25 protein-coding genes are annotated in these 26,075 nt (G+C 73.0%); 18 read left to right on the forward strand and 7 right to left on the reverse strand.

What is annotated here, in order from left to right; genetic code table 11:
* Positions 1-33 precede the first annotated feature (33 nt).
* From ADK60_RS37910 to ADK60_RS37920, 3 genes are all read left to right on the forward strand, one after another.
* Positions 34-1,047, forward strand: coding sequence for a zinc metalloprotease (locus ADK60_RS37910; RefSeq protein ID WP_045943227.1), 1,014 nt, complete (start codon positions 34-36; stop codon positions 1,045-1,047).
* Between the two features lie 221 nt (positions 1,048-1,268).
* Positions 1,269-1,739: a universal stress protein gene (locus ADK60_RS37915; protein ID WP_053651353.1), complete on the forward strand. Its 471-nt coding sequence runs from the start codon at positions 1,269-1,271 to the stop codon at positions 1,737-1,739.
* Between the two features lie 48 nt (positions 1,740-1,787).
* Positions 1,788-2,642: a DNA-formamidopyrimidine glycosylase family protein gene (locus tag ADK60_RS37920; RefSeq protein WP_053651354.1), complete on the forward strand. Its 855-nt coding sequence runs from the start codon at positions 1,788-1,790 to the stop codon at positions 2,640-2,642.
* Between the two features lie 4 nt (positions 2,643-2,646).
* On the opposite strand, the gene ADK60_RS37925 is transcribed toward ADK60_RS37920, so the two are convergent.
* On the reverse strand, positions 2,647-3,282 hold the full coding sequence (locus ADK60_RS37925) for a nucleoside/nucleotide kinase family protein (RefSeq protein WP_053651355.1): 636 nt from the start codon (positions 3,280-3,282) through the stop codon (positions 2,647-2,649).
* 70 nt (positions 3,283-3,352) lie between these two features.
* Positions 3,353-4,648: an outer membrane protein assembly factor BamB family protein gene (locus tag ADK60_RS37930; protein WP_053651356.1), complete on the reverse strand. Its 1,296-nt coding sequence runs from the start codon at positions 4,646-4,648 to the stop codon at positions 3,353-3,355.
* 335 nt (positions 4,649-4,983) lie between these two features.
* Here ADK60_RS37930 and ADK60_RS37935 point away from each other — a divergent pair, with 335 nt between their 5' ends.
* From ADK60_RS37935 to ADK60_RS37960, 6 genes are all read left to right on the forward strand, one after another.
* Positions 4,984-7,470, forward strand: coding sequence for a SpoIIE family protein phosphatase (locus ADK60_RS37935; protein ID WP_053651358.1), 2,487 nt, complete (start codon positions 4,984-4,986; stop codon positions 7,468-7,470).
* Positions 7,471-7,619: 149 nt separating this feature from the next.
* The gene (locus ADK60_RS37940) at positions 7,620-9,398 is read left to right on the forward strand and encodes a sensor histidine kinase (protein ID WP_234371463.1); all 1,779 of its coding nucleotides are present in this window, start codon (positions 7,620-7,622) and stop codon (positions 9,396-9,398) included.
* An 85-nt stretch (positions 9,399-9,483) separates the two neighbouring features.
* On the forward strand, positions 9,484-10,152 hold the full coding sequence (locus ADK60_RS37945) for a response regulator (protein WP_053651362.1): 669 nt from the start codon (positions 9,484-9,486) through the stop codon (positions 10,150-10,152).
* A gap of 628 nt (positions 10,153-10,780) precedes the next feature.
* The gene (locus tag ADK60_RS47960; RefSeq protein WP_053651364.1) at positions 10,781-11,557 is read left to right on the forward strand and encodes a LysM peptidoglycan-binding domain-containing protein; all 777 of its coding nucleotides are present in this window, start codon (positions 10,781-10,783) and stop codon (positions 11,555-11,557) included.
* Between the two features lie 259 nt (positions 11,558-11,816).
* Entirely contained in the window at positions 11,817-12,575 is a 759-nt protein-coding gene (locus tag ADK60_RS37955) for an SDR family NAD(P)-dependent oxidoreductase (RefSeq protein WP_078896994.1), read from the forward strand.
* 179 nt (positions 12,576-12,754) lie between these two features.
* Entirely contained in the window at positions 12,755-13,354 is a 600-nt protein-coding gene (locus ADK60_RS37960) for a TIGR03086 family metal-binding protein (protein WP_053651366.1), read from the forward strand.
* Positions 13,355-13,475: 121 nt separating this feature from the next.
* Here ADK60_RS37960 and ADK60_RS37965 read toward each other — a convergent pair whose 3' ends face one another.
* A complete protein-coding gene (locus tag ADK60_RS37965; RefSeq protein ID WP_053651368.1) occupies positions 13,476-13,733 on the reverse strand; it encodes a hypothetical protein in 258 nt (85 codons plus the stop codon).
* Between the two features lie 113 nt (positions 13,734-13,846).
* On the opposite strand from ADK60_RS37965, the gene ADK60_RS37970 reads away from it, so the two are divergent.
* From ADK60_RS37970 to ADK60_RS37980, 3 genes are all read left to right on the forward strand, one after another.
* On the forward strand, positions 13,847-14,686 hold the full coding sequence (locus ADK60_RS37970; protein ID WP_159400742.1) for a recombinase family protein: 840 nt from the start codon (positions 13,847-13,849) through the stop codon (positions 14,684-14,686).
* Between the two features lie 465 nt (positions 14,687-15,151).
* Positions 15,152-15,367, forward strand: a complete 216-nt coding sequence (locus ADK60_RS37975; RefSeq protein ID WP_159400743.1) for a hypothetical protein — start codon at positions 15,152-15,154, stop codon at positions 15,365-15,367.
* Positions 15,368-15,382: 15 nt separating this feature from the next.
* Positions 15,383-16,024: a hypothetical protein gene (locus ADK60_RS37980; protein ID WP_053651373.1), complete on the forward strand. Its 642-nt coding sequence runs from the start codon at positions 15,383-15,385 to the stop codon at positions 16,022-16,024.
* A gap of 436 nt (positions 16,025-16,460) precedes the next feature.
* Here the strand turns inward: ADK60_RS37980 and ADK60_RS37985 are convergent, their stop codons facing one another.
* Positions 16,461-16,862, reverse strand: coding sequence for a hypothetical protein (locus ADK60_RS37985; RefSeq protein ID WP_053651376.1), 402 nt, complete (start codon positions 16,860-16,862; stop codon positions 16,461-16,463).
* Between the two features lie 273 nt (positions 16,863-17,135).
* On the opposite strand from ADK60_RS37985, the gene ADK60_RS45415 reads away from it, so the two are divergent.
* From ADK60_RS45415 to ADK60_RS38010, 5 genes are all read left to right on the forward strand, one after another.
* Positions 17,136-17,339: an HNH endonuclease gene (locus tag ADK60_RS45415; protein WP_159400744.1), complete on the forward strand. Its 204-nt coding sequence runs from the start codon at positions 17,136-17,138 to the stop codon at positions 17,337-17,339.
* A 951-nt stretch (positions 17,340-18,290) separates the two neighbouring features.
* A complete protein-coding gene (locus ADK60_RS38000) occupies positions 18,291-19,505 on the forward strand; it encodes a helix-turn-helix domain-containing protein (protein WP_053651381.1) in 1,215 nt (404 codons plus the stop codon).
* 642 nt (positions 19,506-20,147) lie between these two features.
* Positions 20,148-20,384 carry a hypothetical protein gene (locus ADK60_RS45420; RefSeq protein ID WP_159400745.1) on the forward strand — a complete coding sequence of 79 codons (237 nt, stop codon included), beginning with the start codon at positions 20,148-20,150 and terminating at the stop codon, positions 20,382-20,384.
* Positions 20,385-20,494: 110 nt separating this feature from the next.
* Positions 20,495-20,617 (forward strand): hypothetical protein, encoded by a 123-nt coding sequence (locus ADK60_RS47965; RefSeq protein WP_286185328.1) that lies wholly within the window; start codon positions 20,495-20,497, stop codon positions 20,615-20,617.
* A 64-nt stretch (positions 20,618-20,681) separates the two neighbouring features.
* Positions 20,682-21,461 carry a phosphotransferase family protein gene (locus tag ADK60_RS38010; RefSeq protein ID WP_053651385.1) on the forward strand — a complete coding sequence of 260 codons (780 nt, stop codon included), beginning with the start codon at positions 20,682-20,684 and terminating at the stop codon, positions 21,459-21,461.
* A gap of 184 nt (positions 21,462-21,645) precedes the next feature.
* Here ADK60_RS38010 and ADK60_RS38015 read toward each other — a convergent pair whose 3' ends face one another.
* Both ADK60_RS38015 and ADK60_RS38020 read right to left on the reverse strand, forming a co-directional pair.
* A complete protein-coding gene (locus ADK60_RS38015; protein ID WP_353651790.1) occupies positions 21,646-21,978 on the reverse strand; it encodes a winged helix-turn-helix domain-containing protein in 333 nt (110 codons plus the stop codon).
* Positions 21,959-22,909: an alpha/beta hydrolase gene (locus tag ADK60_RS38020; RefSeq protein WP_053651387.1), complete on the reverse strand. Its 951-nt coding sequence runs from the start codon at positions 22,907-22,909 to the stop codon at positions 21,959-21,961. Before ADK60_RS38020 ends, ADK60_RS38015 begins: the two co-directional genes overlap by 20 nt.
* A 205-nt stretch (positions 22,910-23,114) precedes the next feature.
* Here ADK60_RS38020 and ADK60_RS38025 point away from each other — a divergent pair, with 205 nt between their 5' ends.
* Positions 23,115-24,152, forward strand: coding sequence for a polyprenyl synthetase family protein (locus ADK60_RS38025; protein WP_063783395.1), 1,038 nt, complete (start codon positions 23,115-23,117; stop codon positions 24,150-24,152).
* 70 nt (positions 24,153-24,222) lie between these two features.
* Here ADK60_RS38025 and ADK60_RS38030 read toward each other — a convergent pair whose 3' ends face one another.
* Entirely contained in the window at positions 24,223-25,926 is a 1,704-nt protein-coding gene (locus ADK60_RS38030) for a hydroxysqualene dehydroxylase (RefSeq protein ID WP_053651390.1), read from the reverse strand.
* Positions 25,927-26,075 lie beyond the last annotated feature (149 nt).

The following is a 26,075-nucleotide window of genomic DNA, read 5'->3' on the forward strand; positions in this document are numbered from 1 at the left end:
CCCCGTCCCCCACCACCCCCCTCAGGAGCGCAGATGCGTCGTTCCGCCCGTGTTTCCTCGCGTGCCACCGGCAGATTCCTCGGCGCGGCCGCCGTCGCCGCCGCCCTCGGGCTCACCCAGTTCGCGGCCCCGGCCGCGTTCACCACCGCCAGTGCGGCCGCCAAGGCCCCGACCTCCACCGAGTGCAGCACCGGCGAAGCGGCCCAGGACTCCGCCGCCCGCAAGCCCGCCGGTCACCCCACCGGCCAGGAGCCCAACGCCGTCACCGAGGCCCAGGCCAAGGCGATGGACAGCGACCTCCAGGGCCGGCTGGCCCAGCTGGCGCACTCCGCCCAGGGCAACACCCTGCTCGCGCCCGGCGAACTGGCCGCCACCACGACCGTCCCGGTGTACGTGCACGTCGTCCACTCGGGCACCACCGGCAAGTTGTCGGCGGCCACCATCACCAAGCAGATCGACGTCCTCAACGCCGCCTACAGCGGCCAGGGCACGGGCAACACCGCGAGCCAGTTCCGGTTCCAGCTGGTGGCCACCGACTACACCGACAACTCCACCTGGTACAACGGCGTCAGCCCGGGCTCCAGCGCCGAGAAGGCGATGAAGACCAAGCTGCGCAAGGGTGCGGCCAACGCCCTCAACCTCTACACCGCCAAGCTCGGCCAGTCGCTGCTCGGCTGGGCGACGTTCCCCAGCTCCTACCGCTCCAACCCGACCGACGACGGTGTGGTCATCCTCGACTCCTCGTTCCCCGGCGGCTCGGCCGCCAACTACAACGAGGGCGACACCGCCACCCACGAGGTCGGCCACTGGCTCGGGCTCTACCACACCTTCCAGGGCGGCTGCTCCGGCCAGGGCGACTACGTGGCCGACACCCCGGCCGAGCAGAGCGCGGCCTACCAGTGCCCGGCCGGCCGGGACACCTGCACGACGACCGGTGTCGACCCGATCCACAACTTCATGGACTACACCTACGACTCCTGCATGACCCAGTTCACCGCGGGTCAGGTCGCCCGGATGGCCAACTCCTGGGCTGCCTACCGGGCCTGACGGTCCCCCGCGGCCCGCACGGGCCGAACCCCGAGACGCTGGCGGGTGCGTGGCGACGACCCCGCGCACCCCCCAGTACCAGTTCCGGCGGCACCTCGCGGGGCCCGGCGGCCGTCTGCGCCCCGGCGCGGTCAAGGGCGGCCGAATGTCCGGGTTGATCTAAGTTTGGCGGGATACGGGCAGGTCGAACCCGTTGAACCCGTCGAGCAAGGAGCAGCGGCATGGCCAACAGCGCGAACCCCCGGATCGTCGTCGGTGTGGACGGCTCGCCCGCCTCGGAGCAGGCCCTGCGCTGGGCGGTCGACTACGCCCGGACGGTCGGTGGCACCGTCCACGCCGTCGCCGCCTGGGAGTACCCGGCGTTCTACGGCTTCGCCGGGGCGAGCCTGCCCTCGCCCGAGTTCAACCCCGAGGAGTTGGCCGGCCGGATCCTCTCCGAGGCCGTCACCAAGGTCGCCGGCGCGCGGCCCGAGGTGCCCGTCATCGAATCGGTACTGCCGGGCAACGCCGCCCAGGCCCTGCTGGAGGCCTCCGGCGCCGCCGCGCTGCTCGTGGTCGGCAGCCGCGGCCGGGGCGGGTTCGCCGGCGCCCTGCTCGGCTCGGTCAGCCGGCACGTCACCGAGCACGCCACCTGCCCGGTGGTCGTGGTCCGCCACGGCGTGGCCGGCGGCACGGCGGGCGACGCCGGGTGACCGGAGGGCGGTGGCGCGGCGGACCGCGGCGGCGGGGAGGATGGACCCGTGCCCGAAGGTGACTCCGTCTTCCGCGTGGCGGCCCGCCTGCGCGCCGTCCTCGCCGGACAGGTGCTGACCGCCGCCGAACTGCGCGTGCCCGCCCACGCCACCGCCGTCCTCACCGGGCGCCGGGTGCTGGAGGTCGTCCCGCGCGGCAAGCACCTGCTCACCCGCCTCGAAGGCGGTACCGGCTTCGAAGGCGGCCTCACCCTCCACACCCATCTGCGGATGGACGGCCGCTGGGCGGTGTTCGCCCCCGGCGAGCGCTGGAGCGGCGGTCCGCCCGCGCAGATCCGCGCCGTCCTCGGCACCGGGCTCGGCACCGCCGTCGGCTACCGGCTGCCCGTCGTCGAACTGCTGCGCACCACCGACGAACGGCGCGTGGTCGGCCACCTCGGACCCGACCTGCTGGGGCCGGACTGGGACCGGGCCGAGGCCGTCCGCCGCCTGCGCGCCGACCCCGGGCGGCCGCTCGGCGAGGCCCTGCTCGACCAGCGGAACCTGGCCGGCATCGGCAATGTGTACGCCAACGAGCTCTGCTACCTGGCCGGGGTCACCCCGTGGACACCGGTGGGCGAACTCCCGGACCTCGACCGGTTGGCGGCCCGCGCCCACCTGCTGCTGGACGCCAACCGGCTGCGCCCCGGCCACATCACCACCGGGGACACCCGGCGCGGCCGGGGGCACTGGGTCTACGACCGGGCGGGCCGCCCCTGCGCCCGCTGCGGCACCCTGGTCCTGACGGCCCAGCACGGCACCCCTCCGCAGGACCGCCCGGCGTACTGGTGCCCGTACTGCCAGCGCGGCCCGGCCCCGCAGGGCCGAGGCCCGGGCCCGCGCGGGCGGGGCACCCGCCGCTGAAGCCTCAGGGCGACTCGACCAGGGCCGGGTGCCGGGGGTCGTCGAAGCGGACGGTCAGGTCGGCAGCTTCGGCCGGAATCGTCTCCGCCGCGTAGCGGGCGAAGGCGGGAAGGGTCCACCGCTCCTCCGGCGCGGTTCGGCGTTCCAGGGCGGCGGGGGAGAGAGCCAGGTGGACGGTCAGCTCCAGCGGGAGCCAGCGGCCGAGCAGCAGTGCGCCGTCCAGCAGCAGGACCCCGCCGGGCGGCAGTTCGGTGTAGGGGGCGCGGGTGGCGCGGTCGGTCACCGGGTCGCGCAGTGACGGGAGCACCCGGCCGCTGCCGCCCGGTTCCAGCGGGTCCAGGACCTCGCGCAGCAGCGCCCCGTCGTCGAGCCACAGGTCGTGGTAGGCGTCCGCGTCCTGCTTGCCGTACTCCAGCCGGACCGAGGCCGGGCGGAGGAAGCCGGCCGCCGGGACCCGCAGGGTCGGCAGGCCGCGCAGCCGCAGCGGCTCGACCAGGGCGTCCGCCAGCTCCCCGGGGCGGGCGGCGGGGGCGCCGTCCACAGCAACCCGGAGCCGGCGGTCACCGGCTCCCGGCAGGGCGGCGATGCGGTCGGCGAGCAGCTCGACGAGGCGGTCGGGCGAGATCGGGCGAATCGGCACGGCGTCATCCTGCGGTCGGGGAGCCAGCGGGCCTGCGGGGTCGGCGTTCGTCGTCGAAGGCGCCGACCGTTCAGGGGACGGGCAGCGGGCCCAGGCAGTACAGGGTGGAGTCGTGGCCCGCGTAGAGGCGGGTGCCGTCGCTGGCGACCGACCACACGTCGACCCCAGGACCGGTGTCGGCGAAGATCGTGGACAGTCGGCCGTTCTCCGCCTCGACGGCGAGGACGCCCGCGGCCGCCGGGCCCGGTACCAGCAGCGCGGAGCTGAGCAGCAGCGGCCGCGAGCGGCGGTCCAGCCGGAACGGCAGCTGGCACTGCCAGGTCTGCTCGCCGCTGCCCGCCTCGTGCGCGGTGATCAGCCCGTTGTCGCGCGGCACGTACACCCGGTAGTCGTCGCTGAGCGGCGGCAGGGCACGCCACTGCTCGCCCGGCCCGGGGCGCACCGACCAGCGCGGCGCGCCGTCCTCCAGGCGCAGGGCCTGGACGCCGGCGGCCCCGGAGTTCGGCAGGTAGACGTGCCGGGCGTCCATCATGGACCAGGCCGGGGCGGAGCCCGCGGTGGTCCAGAGCCGCCGCCCGGTGGTGCCGTCCACCAGCGACATGCCGGCGGTCGGGTCGGAGTCCCAGGTGAGGAGCCGGCCGCCGATGGGCAGCACCGTGACGGCGCTCTCGCCGCGCTCCGCGAGCGGGCGGGACCAGAGCAGGCCGCGGCCGGTGGCGTCCACGGCGAACAGGGCGCCCCGGGGGTCGGCCCGGCGGCCGACCGTGCCGTAGACCTGTGCGCCGTCGCTGCCGAAGAGCGTGATCTGCTCGCCCAGCTCGGGCGGGAGCGGCTGGCTCCAGCCGGCGGCCGGGCCGGTCAGCGCGCGGGCGTCCACATGGCCGGTCGAGCTGGTGAAGAGCAGCCCCGCCCCGACGAACAGCGGTGAGTCCTCCGGCCGGCTCCTGACCGCCGGCTCCTCGACGGTGCCGACCACGGCGCCGGTCGCCGCGTCGAGGATCCGCAGGCCGTTGGCCGTCACATAGGCGGGCGCGAACAGCCGGCCGCTCAGTCGGCCCGGCGTCATCGGCTCCGACCCCCGGTACACCCAGAGCGGCTCGGCCCCGGACAGTTTGCTGGGCAGTGGCTGCGGCTGCGACTTCTCGGTCGGGGAAGCGTTCATCCGCCGGGACACCCCCCAGACGGCGGCGCCCGCCGCCAGCACCCCGGCGCCGATCAGCAGCCGCCGCCGGCTCGGCCGGGGCCCGCCGCCGCCGTCCTCACCACCGCTCACCACGTCGGCGGGCGCGGTCGTCCCGCCCTCGTCCTCGCCGTCCCACCGCCAGGACGCGTCGCCCGCCGATCGGTCGGCCGGTGTGCTCCCCATGCTTCGCCACTCGTCTTCCCCCGGGGCAGCCCTCGCGCTGCACTGTCCACGGAGAATACCCAAGCCACCGGCCCGAGCGGCCCCCGTGGGCGGCCCCCGTCGGCGAAGGCCGGGTCGTCGCGGTGGCCTTTCGGATTGACCACGGTGGTCGGGCCGGGGCCCGGGGTGCGGGGTGTCATGGGCACGATGGTGGCGCCGACGGGGCCGGTGGGCACGCCGGGGCGGACGGGGTTCGCCTTGACAGCCCCTGGGGCCCGGCGTAGCAAGAGAGGATGCGCCAGGGTGTTCCGGCGGACCCGCCCGGTCCGCCTCCCAGCGACGGGGATGCCCGGGCGGTGCGCCCCGACCCGCGCCGTCCAGGGACGGGTGCTGCCCAGGACCCGCTGGGGCCGGCGGGCCGGGGCCCCGCGCGGGAGCGGGAGGCACTGCTGACCTCCGCCGTCCGGACGGTGCTCGGCGGCACCGACGCGCACGGCGCGACCGTGTACCTGCGCTCCCGCGACCGCCGCTCGCTGGTGCTGTGCGCGGTCGCCGGCGTGCCGCTGTCCGTGCTCGGCCCGTTCCGGCGGATCGCCGCCGCCGGTCCGCTGCCGATCGCGGTCAGCTACCGCACCGGCCGCACGGTCCTGCTCGCCGACACCGAGGACACCATGCGGCGCTTCCCGCAGCTCGCCGTCGGCCTGCCCTACGACTTCGCCTCCGCCAGCGTCCCGGTGCGGGTGGGCGAGGAGGTCTTCGGGGTGCTCGGGGTGCTCTGGGCGGCCACCGACGACGGCGTGCCCGAGGGCGCGCTCCGCCATGTGCGCGCGGTCGCCGCCCGGCTGGCCGCGGGACTGGCCGGGCTGGAGGCGGCCGGCCACCCGGTGGAGCCGAACGGCGAGACCACGGTCGTCGAACTCACCCCGCCCTCCGCGCCGACCACCCGGGTCGGCCTCTTCGACTGGGACGTGGCGCTCGGCGAAGTCACCGCCGACGACCAGTTCTGCGAGATCTTCGGGCTCGCCCCGGGCGACTTCGACGGCCGCGCCGAGAGCCTGGCCGCCCGGATCGCCCCCGGCGACCTGCCGGAGTTCCGGGCCGCCGTGCGCGGAGCCCTCGACCGGGGCCGGGTGCTCGCCGCACGGCTGCGGGTACTGGACCGGGACGGCCACCCCTACCCCGTCGAGCTCTGGGCCCGGGTGCCCCGCGACGGCCCCGGGGCCCGCGGGCGCCTGGTCGGCGCCGTGCTCGACACCCGTACCGGCACCGCCGCGGCCGCCGCCGTGGAGCGGCTGCGCGAGGGCGTCTTCTCGCTCGACCCGGACGGCCGGATCACCTACGCCAACCACAGCGTCGAACTGCTGCTCCAGGCCCGCCGCGAGGACCTGGTCGGCCACCACCCGTGGCAGGTGCTGCCCTGGCTGTCCGACCCGGTGTACGAGAACCGCTACCGCGCCGCGCTGCTCTCTCAGCAGCCCACCGCCTTCCTCGCCCGCCGGCCGCCGGACCACTGGCTGGCCTTCTCGCTCTACCCCGACGCGCACGGCGTCACCGGCCGGGTGGTCGCCGCCGAACCGCCGCCCGACGCCGCCGCCCCGGCCGCCGAACCCGCCCCGCCCGGCACCTGGACCGGCCTCGGCGTCATGTACCACCTGCTCCAGCTGGCCAGCGCGCTGAGCGAGGCGGTCACCGTCCGCGAGGTCTGCCGGGCGGTGGCCGACGAGATCCTCCCGGCCCTCGGCGGACAGGAGCTCGCCATCTACACGATCCGGGAGAAGCACCTGCACCTGGTCTCGCAGAGCGGCTACCCCGACGGCTTCCTCGACCGCTTCGAGGGCACCCCGGTCGGCGCCCGGGTGCCCGGGGCCGAGACCCTCAGCACCGGCACCCCGATCTTCTTCGAGAACGTCGGGCAGCTCGCCGCCGCCTATCCCGGACTGGCGCTGGACGACATGGGCGCCTGGGCGTTCCTGCCGCTGATCGCCTCCGGCCACCCGGTCGGCAGCTGCATCCTCGGCTTCGACCGGCCCCGGCCGTTCACCCTGGAGGAGCGCGGCCTGCTCACCGCGCTGGCCGGCTTCATCGCCCAGGCCCTGGAACGCGCCCGGCTGTACGACGCCGAGTTCACCCTCGCCCGGGGCCTCCAGCAGGCACTGCTCCCGCACCGGCTGCCGCGCCTGGACCGGGTCCGGATCGCGGCCCGCTACCTGCCCGGCACCCAGGGCATGGAGATCGGCGGCGACTGGTACGACGCCATCGTCACCGGGCGGGACCTCTGCCTGGTCATCGGCGACGTCGAGGGCCACAGCGTCGGCGCCGCCGCCACCATGGGCCAGCTGCGCAGCGCCGTGCGGGCCTTCGCCACCGGCGGCAACCCGCCGGACGAGGTGCTCGCCAGGACCAATCAGCTGCTGCTCGACCTCGATCCCGGACTGCTCGCCAGCTGCTGCCTGGTCCGCCTCACCCCGGGGGAGGGCACCGCCCTGCTCGCCCGGGCCGGCCACCTGCCGCCGGTGCTGCGCCACCCGGACGGGCGGGCCGAGGCGCTGGAAGTGCCGGGCGGGCCGCTGCTCGGCGTCGACCAGCACGCCGTGTACCCGATCAGCGACCTGCGGCTGGAGCCGGGATCGGTGCTCGCCCTGTACACCGACGGCCTGGTCGAGGACCCGGCGGTGGAGATCGACGCGGGAGTGGACCGGCTGCGGGCGGCGCTGGCGGGCCCGGAGGTCGGCCGGCTGATCGCGGCGGCCGGGCTGGACGGCCTGGCCGACCGGGTGCTGCGGGAGGTCGGTTCCACGCACCGGGTCGACGATGTCGCGCTGCTGCTCACCGGGTTCAGCTGACGCGTCCGGCCCACGGGCCCGGGGGTGCCGGGGGGTGGTGCGGGCCCGGGCACTGGGTGCGGCGCGGCGGACCGGGAACGACTTTCGTCGGAGCCGGCGGCGACGAACGGTGACGGTGCTGACCAGGGGCGATTCGCTAGCCTCGACGGGTGGACGTCATAGCGAGAGCCTGGTCGAAGGCGGTTCGAACGGCACTGCCCGGGCCCTGGCGGCGCGGGCTGGTGGTTCGCGAGCTGGTGGGTGCGCTGCTGATCGGCGGGCTCGCCGCGCCGATCGAGCTGGTCAGCCACACCGGGCTGGCCCTGCCGATGAGTGCGGCCGCCGCCCTGCTCTTCCTGGTGCGCCGGGGAATTCCCGCGACCGCCCTGGTGCTCACCGCCCTGGCCGGCGGTGTCGGCGGCGGCACGCTGCCGCTGCTGGTCTGCGTCGGCTGGTCGGCCGGTGCCAGGGTCCGCCGGGTCGGGGTGCTGGCCGGCTCCTTCGTCGCCGGCTGGGCGCTGATGACCCTGTTCGGGGTGCTGAAGGACGCCGGGCAGGTCCCGGTCGACCTGATCGTCGGGTTCTCGCTGGGCGGCTACCTGCTGCTCGCCGTGCTGCCCGCGCTCTGGGGCCGGTACCGGGCGCAGCGCCGGGCTCTGACCGACGCGCTGCGCGAGCGCAACGAGCAGCTGGTGCGCGAGCACGCGATGATCGCGCACCAGGCGCGGCTGCGCGAGCGGCACCGGATCGCCCAGGACATGCACGACAGCCTGGGCCACCAGCTGGCCCTGATCTCGGTGCACACGGGGGCACTGGAGGTCGACCGGACCCTGACCGACCGGCAGCGCGAGGCGGTCGGGGTGCTGCGGCTGGCCGCGGTCGGTGCGATGCGGGAGCTGCGCGAGGTGGTCGGCGTGCTGCACGACGAGTCGACGGCGCTCCCGCCGGGGCCGGGGTCCCCGTCGGTGGCCGGAGCCGGGGTCGGAATCGGAGCCGGGGCGGCGGGGGCCGGTGGCGTCGGGACCGGGGGTGTGGACGGGATCGAGGGGCTGGTCGACTCCTCCCGCGCGGCCGGTACCCCGGTCTCGCTGGTCCGGGACGGCGAGCGCCGTCCGCTGGCCGCGTCCGCCGGGCACGCGGCGTACCGGGTGGTGCAGGAGGCGCTGACCAACGCGCACAAGCACGCCCCCGGGGCGCCGATCACGGTGGCGCTGCGCTACGAGCCGGACGCGCTGGTGGTGGAGGTGGTGAACCCGGCGGCGCCCGAGCCGGCGGGCGTGCGCGCCGGTGGCGCCGCCCCGGCGGTGGTCAGCGGAGGCCAGGGGCTGACCGGGCTGCGCGAGCGGGCGCGGCTGGTCGGCGGCATGGTGCACGCCGGTCCGACCCCGGGGGCCGGGTTCCGGCTGGCCGCTGTGCTGCCGTACCGGGGCGCGGAGGGCGCCGGGGCCCAGGGCGTCGACGCCGGGTCGGCGGCCGGTCCGGAGGCCGGGGCTGCGGGCCGGGTCACAGATTGGGCGGTGGACTGGGCGGTGGACGGCGGGCCGGGCGGGGTGCCCGGGGCGGTGGCCGGGGCGCCGAAGCGCCGCAGCCCGGCGATCGGCTGCGCGGTCGGCGGAGCCGCGGTGCTGCTGGCCGTGCTCGGGCTGCTGGTCTGGGGCGTGATCGGCTTCGTCCGGACGGCCGAGGACTCCACGGTGAAGCGGTCGGTCTACGACAGTCTGGAGCTCGGCACCCCGGAGGCGGAGGTGCGGCGGCAACTGCCGCCGGGCAGCGACTTCTTCCTACGGAACCTGGAGGGCAGCGGCCCCACGCCACCGGCCGGGGCGGACTGTGTCCGCTTCCTCTCCGACGACAACGGGGGGACCGCCTGGGGCGAGGACGCCGTCGTCCGCTTCTGCTTCAAGGACGGGGTGCTGGTCGAGAAGCAGCACTACCGGGTGAAGCAGTGAGCGACGGGGATGCCAGGATGGTCCGCGGGGCACCGGCCGGTCCGCCGCCGCACCGTCCGGACCAGTACCAAGGGGATGACCAGCAGTGATCCGAGTCCTCGTCGCCGATGACGAGCCGCTCATCCGGGCCGGGATCAGGATGATCCTGTCCTCCGCCGACGACATCGACGTGGTGGCCGAGGCCGCCGACGGTCGGCAGGCGCTGGAACTGGCCCGCGCGCACCGGGTGGACGTCGTCCTGCTGGACATTCAGATGCCGGTGCTGGACGGCCTGTCGGCGCTCGCCGAGCTGCCGAGGGTCGCACCCGGCGCGCGGGCGCTGATCCTCACCACCTTCGGGGAGCGCGACAACGTGCTGCGCGCCGTGAGCGACGGTGGCGCCGGCTTCCTGTTGAAGGACACCGCGCCGGCCGAGCTGATCCAGGCCGTCCGGGCGGCCGCCACCGGGCACGCCTTCCTGTCGCCCGCCGCGACCCGGCACATCGTCGACTCGCTGGCGGGCGGGCCGGCGGGGCCGGTCGCGGCGCGCGGTGCCCGGGCCCGGCAGCGGCTGGAGGTGCTGACCGAGCGCGAGCTGGAGGTGCTGGCGCTGCTGGGCGAGGGGCTGTCCAACGCGGACGCCGGGGCCCGGATCCATATGAGCGAGGCGACGGTGAAGACGTACGTCAGCCGGATCCTGGCCAAGCTGGGGTACGAGAACCGGGTGCAGGCGGCGCTGCTGGCCCGGGACGCGGGGCTGGGCGGCGTCGGCTGAGGGGTGCTGACGGGTCGTCGCAGTGACGCAACGTCGGCCGGTCGGTGCGTGCAAGGACGGGTCGTGTGCCATGCGCCGAGTGACTTTCCGCTCACGCTGGGTAGTTGCAGTGGCGAACACCACCTCGGCGGTCGATGGAACCGGGAACTCCGGTCGGCGAGGTGACGGCGCGTCAGTCATCGGTGACGGTAAGTCGATAAAGCGCCCGGACTTTCGGCCGACCCGATGTGAGCGAGCGCACGGAAATCGACCGTTTGGGCCGGGGAATGCGGTCAAAGTCGGTCGTTTCCGGGTCGGTTTCATGATCAATACCGCCGGTAACAGTCGACTGACCTGGGACGACCAAGAATTGCTTGATGCGGCCCGGTAGCGCCCGTAGCTTCTTTGGCGGTGCAACGAGCACCACCCGGGTTCACCCCCGACCCACGGCCCGCCGACCGACCATCGGCACCAGGGCGGTGGCCGTCGACGCGACCGGCCTCAACAGGCAGTCGGCGAGCGGAGGGTGGCCGGGGCGGCACGGCACGTCGGACACGTGCGCGGCCGCCCATCGAGTGAGGGAGCGACACCCGGCCCCGGCAGGGGCCTGGTTCCGCATGCCTGCCCGGGGCCTGCCGAAAGGACTTCCATGAATCCCCGTCACGAGACCGCCGCTGCCACCACCACCGCCACCAAGCGCAACCGCGTTCGGATGGCCGTGGTGGCGGGCGCCGCTGTCGCGGCCCTGCCGGTGGCCGGCCTCGTCACGGCCACCTCGGCCGCTGCCGCCCCCGCCTCCGCCTGGGACGCCGTCGCCCAGTGCGAGAGCGGTGGCAACTGGAGCATCAGCACCGGCAACGGCTTCTTCGGCGGACTGCAGTTCACCCCCTCGACCTGGCGGGCGTACGGCGGCTCCGCCTACGCCCCGCAGGCCAACCAGGCGAGCAGGGCGCAGCAGATCGCCGTCGCCGAGAAGGTCCTCGCCTCGCAGGGCCCCGGCGCCTGGCCGGTCTGCTCCGCCAAGGCGGGCCTGAGCCGCGGCGGTGCGCCCGCCGCCGTCGCCGACACGCCCGACCCGGAGCCCAAGGCGCCGCAGCCGGCCAAGCAGCAGCCGGCCAAGCAGCAGCCGGCCAAGGCGGACCAGGCCCCCGCCCAGAGCCAGAAGTCGCCCGCCCGCAAGGCCCCGGCGCAGACCCCGCCGCAGGGCGCCGCGAAGCCCGCCGCGCCCGCCGCCGCGCCCGCCGCTGGGCCCGCCGCGCCCGAGAAGGGCTTCACCGGCGGCGGCTACGTCGTCAAGAGCGGCGACACGCTGAGCGGCATCGCCGCCAAGTTCGGCCTCGACACGGCCGGCCTGCACGCCCGGAACGTCAAGGCGATCGGTGCCAACCCGAACCTCATTTTCCCGGGTCAGACCCTGTCCTTCTGACCCCGCCCCACCGGGCCCGCACCCCGGTGGACCGAACGGCCGCCCTGCCCCCGGGGCGGCCGTTCGGCGTGTCGGGAGCGGGGCGGACCCGGCGTACGGCGCGCGCGAGCCGGGGCGTGCGAGTCGGGGGGGCGCGCGGATCGGGGCACGCCGGTGGTAGTTGAACGTTGAACGCGAGGTCCGAATACCGCCGGACTCCCGGGCCGCCACGGCCGAGGATCGAGTCATGTCCACGAACGACACAAGGAGTTCTGACGAGATGACGATCACGACCGGTATCGCGGCGCTCGACGGCAAGGTGGCTCTGGTGACCGGCGGCAGCCGGGGGATCGGCGAGGCGGTGGCCCTGCGGCTCGCCGAGGACGGCGCCGATGTGGTGGTGACCTACCTGGGCAGTGCCGAGCGGGCCGAGGCCGTCGCGGCCAAGATCACCGCGATGGGCCGGCGCGGCTGGGCGGTCCGGGCCGACAGCGCCGACCCGGAGGAGGTCCGCGCCGTGGTCGAGGCGGTGGCCGAGCGCTTCGGCCGCCTCGACATCCTGGTCAACAACGCCGGGGTGGGCCACATGGGCCCGATCGAGGAGACCGGCCTCGCCGACGTCGACCGGGTGCTGGAGGTCAACGTCCGGGCGCCGTACCTGTTCGCCCAGGCGGCCGTGGCCCATCTGACCGAGGGCGGGCGGATCGTCACCATCGGCAGCTGCATGGCCAAGCGCGCCGCCTTCGGGGGCGGCAGCCTCTACGCCACCAGCAAGGCCGCGATGATCGGGCTCACCAAGTCGCTGGCCCGCGAGCTGGGCCCGCGCGGGATCACCGTCAATGTGATCCACCCCGGCCCGATCGACACCGAGCTGAACCCGGCGGACGGCCCGGGCGCCGACTTCCAGTCCGGCTTCACCGCGGTCGGCGGCTTCGGCCGGCCCTCCGACGTCGCCGCCACGATCGCGCACCTGGCCGGTGCGGAGGGCCGGTACATCACCGGCGCCGAGATCGCCGTGGACGGCGGCTTCGCCGGCTGACCCTCCGGCCTGACACGCCGACGACCGGCCCGGGGTGTTGCTCCGGGCCGGTTGTCGGTGCCCGCGTTTACGATCGGCCGGTCCGACCACGTGTGCGGGCGCGCGTCCGACCGGCCGCGCGCCGGCGCACGGGTCCCGCGCGAGGGGCCGGAGCGGCCCCGCCGACGGAGAGGTGCGTCATGACCGGAGCGGAAGACCCGATCGAGCTGCTCGCCCGCGCGCTGGCGCAGACCGCCGGCCTGATCGACGGCATCGGCACCGAACTCGCCGGCCACCCGACCCCCTGCCGTTCCTGGGACGTCGGCCAGCTGATCAGTCACCTGCTGAACGACCTGCGGCAGTTCACCGTCCGGGCGGAGGGCGGCACGCCCGACTGGTCGGAGCCCTTCGACCGGGTCGAGGACGACTGGCTGCACCGCTTCGAGGCCGGCGCGGAGCGCCTGGTGGCCGCCTGGCGCGGGGCGGGCGACCTCGGCGGCGTCATCGAGATCCCCGGCGTCGGGGAACTGCCGGCCCGCTTCCCGGTGGACCAGCAGATCGCCGAGTTCGCCGCGCACGGATGGGACCTCGCCCGGGCCACCGGCCAGTCCACCGCCGGGCTGGACCAGGAGGTCGGGCGGGCGGCGCTGGCCTGGGCGCGCGGCGCGCTGCGGCCCGAGTACCGGGGGAGCGAGGAGGAGCAGCACGCCTTCGGCCCGGAGGTCGCGGTCGCCGAGGACGCGCCGGTGTACGACCGGCTCGCCGGGTTCTTCGGCCGCGACCCCGAGGCCGCCGGATAGCGCGGAGCGGGCCCGGGGCCGCCGGGCAGCGCAGGGGTGCCCGGCATTCCCGGGGTCGCCGGGCGCCCCCGAGGGGTCGGGATGTCGGCGGCTGCGGTGCGTCGGTGGCCGGATCCCCTCCTCAGCCGCGGCTCCAGACGAACGAGATCTCCGGGTGGCGCGGCGAGGGCACGTTCAGCAGCGGCGAGGGGCGCCCGCGCAGGAACCGGTCGAAGTACGCGCGCACATACGTCCGCGCCAGCTCGGTCGCGCGCTCCGGTGCGATGGTGCCGAACAGTTGGGCGTAGACCTCCGGCGGCGCGTGCTCGGCCAGGTGCCCCGGGCCGGCCGCGTGCGGCAGGTCCGTGAAGCTCAGATGGCCGGAGTCGCGCTGCCGCAAGTGCCGCCCCCAACCGCGCTGGTGCTCGCGCGAACTGTGTCCCCCTCGGGACACGCGCCCCGGAGGCACGCCCCGTACGTAGGGGAAGACCCTTGCCCTCCTCCACCACCACCATGCAGACCACCGTCCTCCCGGCCACGTTTCAACCCGAGGTCCGGATCGCAATCAGCCTCCGGCTGTCCCGCTCCGACGACGCCTCCACCGCCCTCGACGTACAGCTCCGGGCCTGTAAGGACTCCATCCGTGCCGCCGGGCACGACCCGGAGAGGGCGGAGGTGTTTATCGACGACGGTGTGAGCGGTGCGACCCCGCTCTCCGACCGGGACGGTATGTCGTCCCTCATGGCCTACCGGCCCACCCACGTCTGGGCGTGGAAGCTGGACAGGTACAGCCGTAGCGTTCGTGAGTTCCTTAACCTGGTCGCCTGGGCCGAGACGCCGGACCGACGTGTGATCCTTGCCACCGCCGATGGGTCGCTCAACACGGCCACGCCCGGCGGCCGACTCATTGCCCTCATCCTCGTGGCGCTCGCCGAGTGGGAGCGGCAGATGATGACGGAACGCATCCTCGCTGCCCACCAGGAGCGACGGGAGCAGGGTCGGTGGATCAGTGGGTTCGCGCCGTTCCCGTTCAAGGTGGTCCGTGAACACCCGAAGGCCCCGGCGTACCTCGACGCCGACAGCGACATGGTTCCCCTCGTGCTCAAGGCTGTCGGGGAGCTGTTGGCCGGTGGCAACCTCGCCAACACGTCCCGGGACCTTCCCATTGGACGTACCCAGTGGCGCACGTTGCTGCGGGGCGTAGTCCTGCGGGGGTGGCGAATGTTCAAGGGCGAGTTGGTGGTCCAAGAGGACGGAGTCACGCCGGTTCAGTTCGGGCCCGAGATTCTGAAGGAGCGAAGCAAGCGGATCCGCCCGCTCACCGCCACTGAGCGAAAGATGCTCGGCGCCTAACAAGCCAACCGCCTAACGGCCCACCACCCGGACAGCCGGTGGTGGGCCGTTTCCATGCCTGTTCCATGCCTGTATTCCCCGGTTGAGACGTAGGCGGGCCCCGAAGACACCTACCGCCCCCGTCGACCGGCGGTGTCGGGACTGCGAGGGTCCTCCATCGGTAATGGGTCACGAATAGGTAACGCCGGGAGAGGTTAGGACTCCCTGCCCGTTACCCGCCTACACAGCAGCAGGACGACCGCACCGGTCCTGACCTGCGGTTTGTGTAGTTGTGTAGAAGTGCACCCGTCCCCCGGTATAGATCACATTTCTTAGGGGGTTAACCCGGCGTCATCATCACTTCGACACTTCAACACCCCGGCGTTCCGCCGTCCCACCCCGCTCTACCCATGCGCCCCCCAGTGCGGGACAGGACCCGCAGGCCACCGTCCTCGGCGGCCCGTACTCGACCGGAGGGCTCTTTTGTTGAACAGCCAGGATGATGACCTCGACAAGGAGGTCACGCGAATTCGGGGCGGCATGGGTTCTCTCGTCGCCAGTGATCCGTGGCACGACGGATCAGTGCCAGAGGTGGTCGCCGACGCATGGCAGGACGTCCAGGACGCTTACTGCAGGGTCATTGACCTCATGGATGCGTTCCCGCTCATCACTGCGGAGGCGCGCAAGGTAGTCCATGCCTGACTGAACGAACACCGGATGCACGCCAGTGGCGGCCCGAAGCCCAAGGCGTCGTTCAAGCCGATGGACGTCCGGGCCCGCCGGCAGGACGCCGTCCTGGAGATCCAGGTAGCTGCAGAGCAACTCCATTCAATCCGGCGCCGCTACAACGGGATGGCCGAGGACAAGGAGGTCCTCGCCGCATGGCGCACCAAGCTCATGCAGAAGTTCGAGGGGGGTCAGGACCGGGCGCGCGCCGCAGTCAAGGAGGCGGAGGATGTCTTCACGGGCTGGGTGAATACCAGCGAAGCCTTGGGCGAGGTGACGGCGAAGCTCGGTCTCGCGGGACCCGGGCGGACTCGTCCGCCGTCTCTGACCAGCCACCACGCGCAGAGCTACTCGGACGCCTGGGCCGGGTTCGAGGCTCTCCGCTACCTGCTCGGCCTCAATGACCCGGTAACCACGGGCCGCTGGGCGACGCTGAGCGAGAAGGAACTCACCGCAGACCCGCCCGTCTGGCAGCGGGAGATCCTCAGCAGCAACCACTACGGGAGCCCGGACCGGATCAAGCTCCGTAACATCGAATTGCTGGAACGCCGCCGGGGCGAGGTGATCTCGTCGTTCGAGATCCCAGCCGACATGACGCCCAACGAGGCCAGGAACGAACAGCTTCACGGATGACCAGCGTGAACGCCAATAGCGTTGTTCCGTGCGTCCGTTGGGTGATCTCCCCCTCTCCGCCGACCTGTCGGCGATGTCCCGGGACGACTTCGCGGTGGCATACGAGGCGATCATCGCCGAGTCGGTGCGGTGCCTGGCCGACGACCGGTTCTCGACCTGGGTGGTCGGTGAGGTGCGGGACAGGGCCGGGATGATCCGGGGCCTCGTTCAGCACACGATCGCCGCCCACGAGCGTTGCCGGTGCCCGCCTCTACAACGACGGCATCCTGATGAACACCATCGGCACGATGGCGATGCGTCTGCCGGCGCAGTGGAACCGGTCGCGGAAGTTCGGGCGCATCCACCAGTACGTGTTGACGTTCGTCAAGGGCGATCCGCGGAGGGCGACCGAAGCCGTCAAGGGGCACCGGGCCACCCGGCGCCCCAGGAGCGGGTGTTAGCTCACCAGCGTGAGAGTCAGTACTAGCGTGTCGCCGCTCTGCAGGTCTTTGCCGAGGAGGCTCACGAAGCCTGGGGTGGTCAGGCTTCCATCGCAGCCCCGGAAGGTGCTCACAGCATCGGCAAGCAGCGCCGATACGCTGAGCTGAGCCACGCTTGATGACCAGCGGCCCGCGACGAGTCCACGGCTCCGCAGTGTGCCATCGCTGTCGAACGTCGCCGAGAAACCGGGGTTGTTCGCTCTTCCCTGGGTGACAACGAAATACGTGTGCCCGATGTAGTCCGCCGGGAGCGTTCCGCAGAGAAGCGGCGCGGCCTGGGCCGTTCCGGCGCCGAGAGCGACGGCGGGTACGGCGGTGGCGGCCAGGGCGAGGGTGGCCAGCAGGGTTCTGATACGCACGATGAGGGCCTTTCGATGTGCGGAGAATTCCGTATACACACGGTGACTCGCGTACGACGGCCCTGCCAGTCAAGTGCGGCCGTCCGGCTATCACCAACGTTCACGGCCGGGACGATGACGGGGGGCGCCGTGCGCTGCATCGAATGTTCCGGCACGGCGACCCTCTGCGGTCGGTGCGACGGCCACCATCGGGCGTTCGCTGCGAGCGGGCCGTTCAAGGCCCGGTTCCAGCGGTGGCGGGAAGTCGCCCGACGCTATGACGCGGCGGCGGACATGCGCCGCACGGTGAGGGCCAACGGCGGTGGCGTGTGCGCCCGTTGCGGCATATCGCACCTCGCCTCCGGGTTGGAGGTCGACCACGTCCTCCCCATCGCTCACGGCGGGGAGGACGTGGTCGAGAACGTCCAACTCCTCTGCCTGGCCTGCCATGCGGCGAAGACCCGGCGGGACTTCCAGGCGAAGAGCCCGTCGTTCTGACCTGGTCATCGCTGGGTCCACCACGCGACCAGGCTTCCACCTCCGGCAGTCACGAACGTGACCAACCAAACGGGCACCCGATCAATGGTCAAGTGCAAGCCACCAAAGCGGAGTTCGACCTGCGGGCGCGCCTTGCGCTCTGTCGTTCGAGTCATGGCCACATGTATAGCTATGGAATCGAAGGTAGTCAGGAGACACACAGGCGAAAACCCACGGGAAGATCGCCCGGTCTTGGACAAGCGGTCCAAAATCTGTCCCAAGTATGGGGTTTTAGGTAGGTGGAAATTATGGCGTGGAGCGGTAGCACGCGGCGTGAGCGCCTACCCTCGGACTGGCCGACCCGCCGCCAGGTGGTGCTACGCCGCGACGCGTGGCGTTGCGTGGCAGTCACGCGCGATGGCGACCGGTGCACGGAGGCGGCGACGGACGTGGACCACATCCGGCCGGGCGACGACCACAGCCTCGACAACCTCCAGGCGCTATGCCGCTGGCACCACGGGCGCAAGAGCGCATACGAAGGTGTGACCGCGCGGGCGGCGCGGCCCCGGCCGGGGCGGGCGAGGCCGGTTGGCCGGCACCCTGCCGACCTCTGAGGCCACCAAGCCGCGGAGCATAGTCCTGCTCGCTGGGCCCGCATACTCATGTTCGGCCGTCGCATCCAGCCCTGTCCGACCCTGGGGGTAGACCCCCATATGTCCGTTTCGCCCCCCGCTAGCGTATAGCCGCTCGGAGGTTGTACGGGTTCCAAGGTCGTCAGCTCGGGCTCGTCTGGCCCCTGACCTGTGGATTTGCGGGGCTCGCGACCATCTCAACCGCATAACCATGCTTCGGACGAACAGTGCTTGGCGAGGCCCCGGCCCCTGCCCACCCCATACAAGGGTGGGCAGGGGCCTTGCTGTTGACCGGAGAGAGCTCCCCGTCCCACGTTCGCCGAGGCGTAGTGTCGGGCCCATGGCGAACGACCACCTTGGGGACCGCCTGGCCAAGCTGCGCAGGATGGCGGATCTGACGCAGGAAGGCCTGGCGGAGAAGTCCGGCGTGTCCGTGGACGTCGTCCGGAAGTTGGAGCAGAGGCGCAAGCAATCCGCGAGGTTGCCCACGCTTCACGCCTTGGCCAAAGGCCTTGACGTCGAACTGACGACGCTCCTGGGGGATCCTCCCGCCGTGCCGTCCACCGGTGATGCCGAGCCGCCGGAACTGGTCGCCGTCCGTCGCGCCATCATGCCGCCACTGTTTGCTCCACCTCCTGTGTCCGACGGGGCAGACCGGCTCTCGCTGCCGATGCTCCGGGCCGAAATCGCGGACGCCTGGACGCTGTACCACGCCGCCGAGTTCGGCCGTGTCATGGAAGTGCTGCCCGGCGTCATCGCCGACGCGCGCCTTGCTGCCGCCGTGGGCAAGGGACGGGATCGACTGGAGGGGCAGCACGCGCTGGGAAAGGCCCTTCAACTGGGTGGCCATCTCGCCATCCGGCTGGGCAAGACCGATCTCGGTCTGTCCAGTCTGGAGCGGGCGATAGCGGCGGCAGACTCCTCCGAGGATCCCTTGCTGCCCGCGATGATCTGCAACTCGGTGGCCTGGGCCTACCAACGCCAGAACCGGCTGGACGACGCCCAAGCCCTTGCGGTTCACGCCGCCGACGGTGTCGAGAGGGAGCACTCCACAAGTGCTGAAGGCCTGCGGGTCTGGGGCGGCCTGATCATGTCGGCCGCAACCAGTACGGCTCGCAATGGGGACTACGGTGGCGCGTCGGACATGATGCTCACCGCCGAACAGGCGACGACGCGCCTCGCCCAGCTGCCGGCGCCCACCGACGGGCGGATGGTCAGCATCTTCAGCCGTTCCTCGGTGCGAATCGAGCGGGTCCGCCCGGCCGTCCAGCATGCCCGGCCGGACGAGGCTCTGGAGCTGGCCCGGGGCATGAGGCTCAGCGCCGATACCCCTCCATCGTGGCGCACCTGGCTGCTCCTGGACGTCGCCCGCGCCTTGGCGGACATCGGTGATGCAGCGGGAGCGGTGGCCAGCCTTGAGAAGCTTCAGCGGGTTGCTCCCGGCTGGATGAGGCATCACACCCTTGCCGTGTCCATCGTGGCCGATCTCTGGGCCGGACCCGCGCGCCCGCCCGGACTTCGGAGGTTGGCGCAGAACCTGGGTGTAGCTGATTAGCGATCAGAAGTAGGACGTTCCGTCCCTGTTGTCTGCACACCCGTCACGGCAGCCTTTCCGTACGAATACGGAGAGGAGCGGAGCCGATGACAGCGAACGCCCCGGGCGCCAGGAGGCACTCCCCCTGCAAGGCAAGTCGCCGTCAAGGGGCTCCGCCGTCCACCACCCCCTGGACGAAGGCGACGGCATATCCGGCGAAGGCAATCGGCCTGGGCATCCTGCGGGAGTGGCCTCCCTGTACCTGTGGTGCGGACATCTGTCCCGACGGGGGTCAGCGTGACGCAGTCTGGGAGGGCCCCCGGGGCTCCGGCGGAGTGCCCGGTGTGCCGGTCGTTCGACCGCAGGGTCGGCATCTTCGCCGAGGCCCCCGGAGAGCTTCGCGACGAGGACGCCGTGCGCGACATTCAGAGGCTCCGTGAGGGGCACGAAGCGAAGTGCCGTAGTAGGGCGGGTGCGGTGTGAGGGCGCTCTCTGAAGCGTCCGAGCGCAATGCCGGGACGGAGTGCCCGGGGTGCCTGTACTTCGACGGGATCGCAGCGCAGTACCCGGCCGACGTTAACCCCACCATCGCGCGCCACCTGGTTCGGTGGCGTCAGCGGCACGCTGACGAAGAGGAGTGCGAGAACCCGGAGGTGGACTCGGATGAGTGACCGTCAGGACAACTCGCGGACAGCCCCGCAGGGTCTCTCGGAGGAGCCTGAGCCTGTAGACCCGTTCAAGTGGATCAGGGACCACCCGTGGCCGTGCGAGCGCCCCTCCGGACCTCGGCCGGTCCTCACCCCCGAGGAGCACGCCGAGGTGCCCCTGACGGCAGAGGAGCGTCAGCGTCGAGCGCTGCTGCTGGCGCGGGTCCGGGAGGCCAATCACCGGCGGCACTGATCGGAGTGCGCCACCCATGACTCCTGCCCCGACTGGCGGACCTTGGACAGCTCGACCGGTCGGAGCGGGCCCCTGCAAGGTTCAGCAACTACATGAAGGGAAGTACGGCCATGCGACAGAAGATCACGGCGCACATCCTGGGGAACGGCAGCTGCCCGGCCGGCGGAGACCACCAGTACCAGATGTGGAGTGCCAAGATGCGCTGCGTCAAGTGCGGTGCCACGCAGGGCTGACCATGTGAGTTCGGGGAGGGGGTCCGACCGGGGCGCCCTCCCTTTCGCCGAAGGGGTTCGAAGCATGGAGTCGCACGTCAGCTGGGACGAACTTCCCGGCGAGGTAAGGGCGGTGGTCGAGAAGAACGCTGGAGAGGTGCTCGCCGCCGAGACGGTGCCGGAGGGGATCACCTGCCGGACGGCACTGATCCTCTCGACGGCGACCGCAAGGCTGTTCCTGAAGGGCGCGCTTCTCTCCGATTCCGGAAGCTGGGAAGCGCAGCGTACGGAAGCCGCTGTCAACGCAGCGGTTGGCAAGGTGGGCCCGGCGATGCGCTGGGAAGCCGTCGCCGATGAATGGCACCTGATCGCCTTTGACTACGTGGACGGCCGACATGCCGACCTCACTCCCCAGTCGCAAGACGCGACGATCGTCGCCGACGTGCTCAAGCGCGCTCGTTCCTGCCGCGTGCCCGCCGGCGGGCGTGTCCCGTTGCTGGTCGAACGGTATAGCCAGGTTCTTCGGCCCGGGGACTCCGCAGCACTCGAAGGCTCATCGCTGCTGCACACCGACACCAACCCGCACAACCTCCTGATCGCATCCCAGCGCGGCTACCTGGTCGACTGGGCCATGCCCGCTGTCGGCCCCGCATGGGTGGACGCCGCACAGACGGCAGTCCGCCTCATGGGGTACGGATGGGAGCCTCGGGCCGCCCGTACGTGGCTCGGTGGATTCCCTGAGTGGAATCAGGCCACCCAGGCCAACAGGGCCGCTTTCGTGCGTGTGGTCAGCGATGACGCCACAGCCCGATTCGGCCCGTACGCCGAAGAAGAGAACGCCCGGTTCCGGGCACTGCTGAGCTGACCCACGACCGGTGGGGGAATGCCACGCCAAGATCACGTAGGCCGACAACGCCAACCAACGGGCGGCGGACCCGGACTTCCGCTGCTGGGGAGGGCGCGCCGAGTGCAGTGGGCGGGGACCCCGGTTGATCGCGTCACGTTTCCGTGAGGGATCAACCGGGGCTCAGCCTGCTCCTGCGGCACGCCTACACGCTTGGCTTGCCCTCGTCGTTTCGGTCCACCACGAACGTCCCTCGCTGGGGCAGAGTCCGAACCCACCCCTCCGCACGCAGGAACTCGACAGCGTGACGCGCGGTGTTACGGGCCACGCCGTAGGTCTGCATCAAGGCCGACTCCGACGGCACTCGCCCACCGACGCGAAGCTCGGCGGACTGGATTGCCCGAATCACGTCTGCGGCAATCTGCTGGTACGGGTGCTCTTCGGCATCCGGGTCAATGGGTGTATTGGCGAGGTTCAGTAGCCCCCGCTTGACTGACCCCGCCCGGCAACCGGCGGTTTCAACGGCCCTTCGATGTATCCCGAACGGTGTTGTGCACTTCGCGCCAGCGCCGCCAGGTGTCGTGGTCGTCCAGCGCGGTGAACAGCAGGAACGGCCGGTCCAGGCCCTCGTCCGGCACCGGCGAGCCGAAGAGTCCGCCGTCCAGGTCCAGTCCGGCCGCGAACCGCCGGTCCTGCCGGACCGCCTCGGCGGCCGCCGCGCCGCCCATCGAGTGGCCGAGCACACCGATCCGCCCCGGATCGGCGCACGGCAGCCCGGTGTGCCGCCGGAGCGTCCGGCCGGTGGTCAACTCCGTTGCCACGAACCGGAGATCGGCGGTGCGGACGGCGATCTCCTTGCGCTCGGCGGCGTCCCAGTCGGCGGGCTCGTCCTCCAGCACGCTGAGCGCCACCCGGCCGTCCGGGAACTCGACGGCGGCCGCGTCATAGGTGTGGTCGAGCGCCGCGACCAGATAGCCGTGCGCGGCCAACTCCTCTGCCAGCGCGGTGCAGTTGCTGCGCCCGCCCTTGCGGCCGTGCCCCAGCAGCAACAGCGGGAGTGCTCCCGGGACCGGCGGCGCGGCGACCCGGGCGGTCGGGCGCAACCGGCCGAACGTGCCCGGGTCGAGGAAGGCGCTCCGCTCCAGCACGGCCGCCACCCGCGCCGTGGTGTACGCCGCGCGCGCCCGTCCGGCGGTCCCGGTCGCGGGGTACCAGAGCTGCACCATCAGCTCGCGCGGTCCCGGCGCCGGGGCGAACGGGTCCTGCCGGTCCTGGTCGACCAGCCGCAGCGACACCGTGCCGACCGTCCGCCGCACGGTCGGCCCCGGCAGGTCGATCGGCCCCGGCCCGGCGGCGGCAGTGGGAGTGGGGACGGGGGAGGGAACGGCATGCGCGGTGGCGGCACCCGGCAGTGTCAGCGCCGCGCCTCCCAAACCCGCGAAGGTCAGCAGCGATCGGCGCCGGATCATCCTCAACCACCCTTTGCACAGGCGACATTGGTGTCGCCTCACCCTAGGCGGACCGCCCCCGTCGCCACCAGATCGGCTCCGGCAGGCTCCGGCAGGCCCCGGCAGGCTCCGGCGGGGACCTCGGTGCTCAGGGGGGCACGGGGGCGGGGGAAGATCGTCGCAGTGCGCGGGTGGAGGCGCGGGGAACGGACGAAGGGACGGGGTCGTGACGGGAGAGGTGTCGGCCGAGCGGCTGCTGCGGGCGGCCGGGGAGGCGTGCGAGGGTCAACTGCGTGCGTGGGTCGACCGGTTGGGCGGGAACGCCGGGAAGGTGGCGGCGTACCAGTTCGGCTGGTCCGGGGAAGGCCCCGGGCAGGGCGGGAAGTTCGTCCGCGCGGCGCTGACGCTCGCCTGCGCCGGGGCGGTCGGCGGGGACCGGCGGCGGGCGGTACCGGCCGCCGCCGCGGTGGAGGTGGTGCACAACCTCTCCCTGCTCTACGACGACGTGCTGGACGGTGACACCGTGCGGCGGCACCGGGCGGCCGCCTGGCGGGTGTTCGGTCCTTCTGCGGCCGCGCGTTCGGCGGACGGGCTGCTGCTCACCGTCCTCGACGTGCTGGTGGACAGCGACGAAGGCGGTGACGAGGTCGGCGAGGAGGACGGCGTGGGTCGGCAGGCCTCGGCCGCGCTGCTGGCGACGCTGGTCGACCTGGCCGTGGGGGAGAGCCTCGACCTCGTCTTCGAGGGAAGGGACAGGGTGGGCCCGGACGAGTGCCTGGAGATGGTGGCGGCCAAGACCGCCTCGCTGTTCTCCTGCGCCTGCCGCCTGGGCGCGCTGTACGGCGGGGCCGGACCCGGGGCGGTGGCCGGGTGGGCGGCGTTCGGCCACGACCTCGGGATGGCCTTCCAACTGGTGGACGACCTGCTGGGGATCTGGGGCGACCCGGCGGTGACCGGCAAGCCGGTCTTCAACGACCTGCGCCGGCGCAAGCTCTCGGTGCCGGTGGTGGCGGCGCTCGAATCCGGTACGGCGGACGGCGACCGGCTCGCCGAGGAGTACCGGCGGACCGCAGCCGGTGGGGCGGTGGATCCGGCCGGGCTGGCGCTGCTGGTGGAACGGGCCGGTGGGCGCCGGTGGACCGAGGCGCGGGCCGCCGGGCACGCGGCCGCGGCCCGTGACCGGCTGGGCGCGCTCACCGGGGATCCCGCCGCGACGGCCGAACTGGCGGCGCTGGCCGCACTGATCACCGACCGGGAGTTCTGACGCCGGACGACCGACCCCGGACGACCGACCCCGGACGACCGATCCCGGACGACCGATCCCGGACAACCCGTCACGCGCCCCGTCCGGCCTCCTCCCAAGGCGCCGGGCCGTCCAGGATGTGGGCCCGGCCCTGGCGGTACAGCTCGGCGTCCACCTCCTTCAGCCGGCGTAGTTCGGCGGGCCGGTGGAGCTCGTGCACCTCGGCCGGCGCGGCGTCGTCCCCGGCGGCCGCGAGCAGCGCGTTGACCGCCAGCCGCGCGGACTGGTTGGCGCCCTCCATGGTGGCCAGGTTGACCGGGCACCGGGCGTGGTCGCCGGCCATGAAGAGGTTGGGCGCCGCGGTCGCGGCGGCCGGGCGGGCCGCCCAGGAGCCGGTGGTGTTGATCAGCAGGGGCTCGTCGTTGACGGCCGGGTCCGGTCCGTCCAGGCCGCGCACCGCCGGGTCCAGGTGCCAGGAGTGCAGCAGCCCCCGGTGCAGGGTCGGCCGGCCGGGGCCGTTGAGTCCGTCGCAGAGCTGGGCCCAGACCTCGGCGGCGACCTCGGCCCGGGTGCACTCGCGGGCCGGTCTGCCGTAGCGGATGCCCGGGGTGTCCCAGTCCGAGATGTCGACCGACAGGCAGTCGGCGACCGTGCCGTCGCCGTACGTCGCACGGAAGTCGCAGTCCCAGAACTGGGCCTGGCTGATCGAGGTCAGCGCCCAGGGCGAATCGAGGTACTGCACGTGGCCGCGGACCACCGGCACCGGTTCGGTCAGGTAGAACTGGATGCCCACCATCCAGTCGGTCCGCAGCTCCGTGACGCTCTTCAGTTCCGGATCGGCGGCCGCCAGTCCGCGTTCCAGCAGGGCACCGATCCGGTCGACCGGCAGCGCGCAGACGTAGTGGTCGGCCGTCAGCTCCTCGCGCCGCCCGTGCGGTCCGCGCAGCACCGCGCCGGTGACCGCGCCCCCGGCCACCGTCAGCCGCTCCACCGCCCACCCGAGTTCGGTCCGGACGCCCAGGGCGCCGAGGTGCGCGACCCAGGGGTCGATCCAGGCGGTGCTGGTAGGGGCGTTCAGCACCCGGTCGGCGGCCTGCACCTCGCCGAGGCCGAGGAAGCCGTAGCCGAACGCCTCCAGGAAGCCGCCGACGGTGTGGGTGCTGCACACCTCGGCCCGGGCGGCCACCACCGTGCGGGTGTTTCCGACCACGCACGTCCGGCGGTACTCCTCCGAGGCGCCGTCGGCGCGGGTGAAGTCCCACCAGGAGGTGGACTCCCACTGCCCGAGCCGCCGTTCGTCGCTGCTGGTCATGTAGACCAGCAGCCGGTTCGCGTAGTAGAGCAGTTCCTGGTCGGTCAGGCCGGGACCGAGGGCGGTTCCGTTGCCGGGGCGCAGGCCGGTGGCGCGGAGGAACTCCAGCGGGCTGCGTGCCCCGGCCGCGAGCGAGACGTCCGTGCGGAGTTCGCCGACCCGGCCGGAGCGGGCCGTCAGCATGTGGGTGGCCTCGCGGAGGTTGCCGGCGACGCCGTCCGGCCGGTCGGCGAACGGGATCCGGCGGAGGGTGTCCGGCAGGCTCCGGTAGAAGCCGGGGAAGAACCGGAAGCCGTGCTCGCTCGGCAGGTCGAGGCGTCCAGCGGTCCCGGTGCCGGGGACGGCGGAGCTGCGGGCCTTGCCGCCCCAGCCGGTCGGCTCCACCACCGTCACCCGGTAGCCGCGCTCGGCGAGTTCCGTCGCCGCCGTGAGCCCGGCCACCCCGCCGCCCAGGACGGCCACCCGTCCGCCGCTGGTCACCATGTCCGTCTCCCCCCGCTCACCATGTCGTCTCCCCCGGCTCGCCGACCGGTCCCGACGGACGATTCGATCATGGCCGGGGCGGGCGCGGCGAACACACGCCGGAAGCGGGCGGCGGCGCGTACGCTCGGGGGGACCGCGGTGGCGCGGCG

Source organism: Streptomyces sp. XY431 (assembly GCF_001279805.1).
GTDB lineage: Bacteria > Actinomycetota > Actinomycetes > Streptomycetales > Streptomycetaceae > Kitasatospora > Kitasatospora purpeofusca.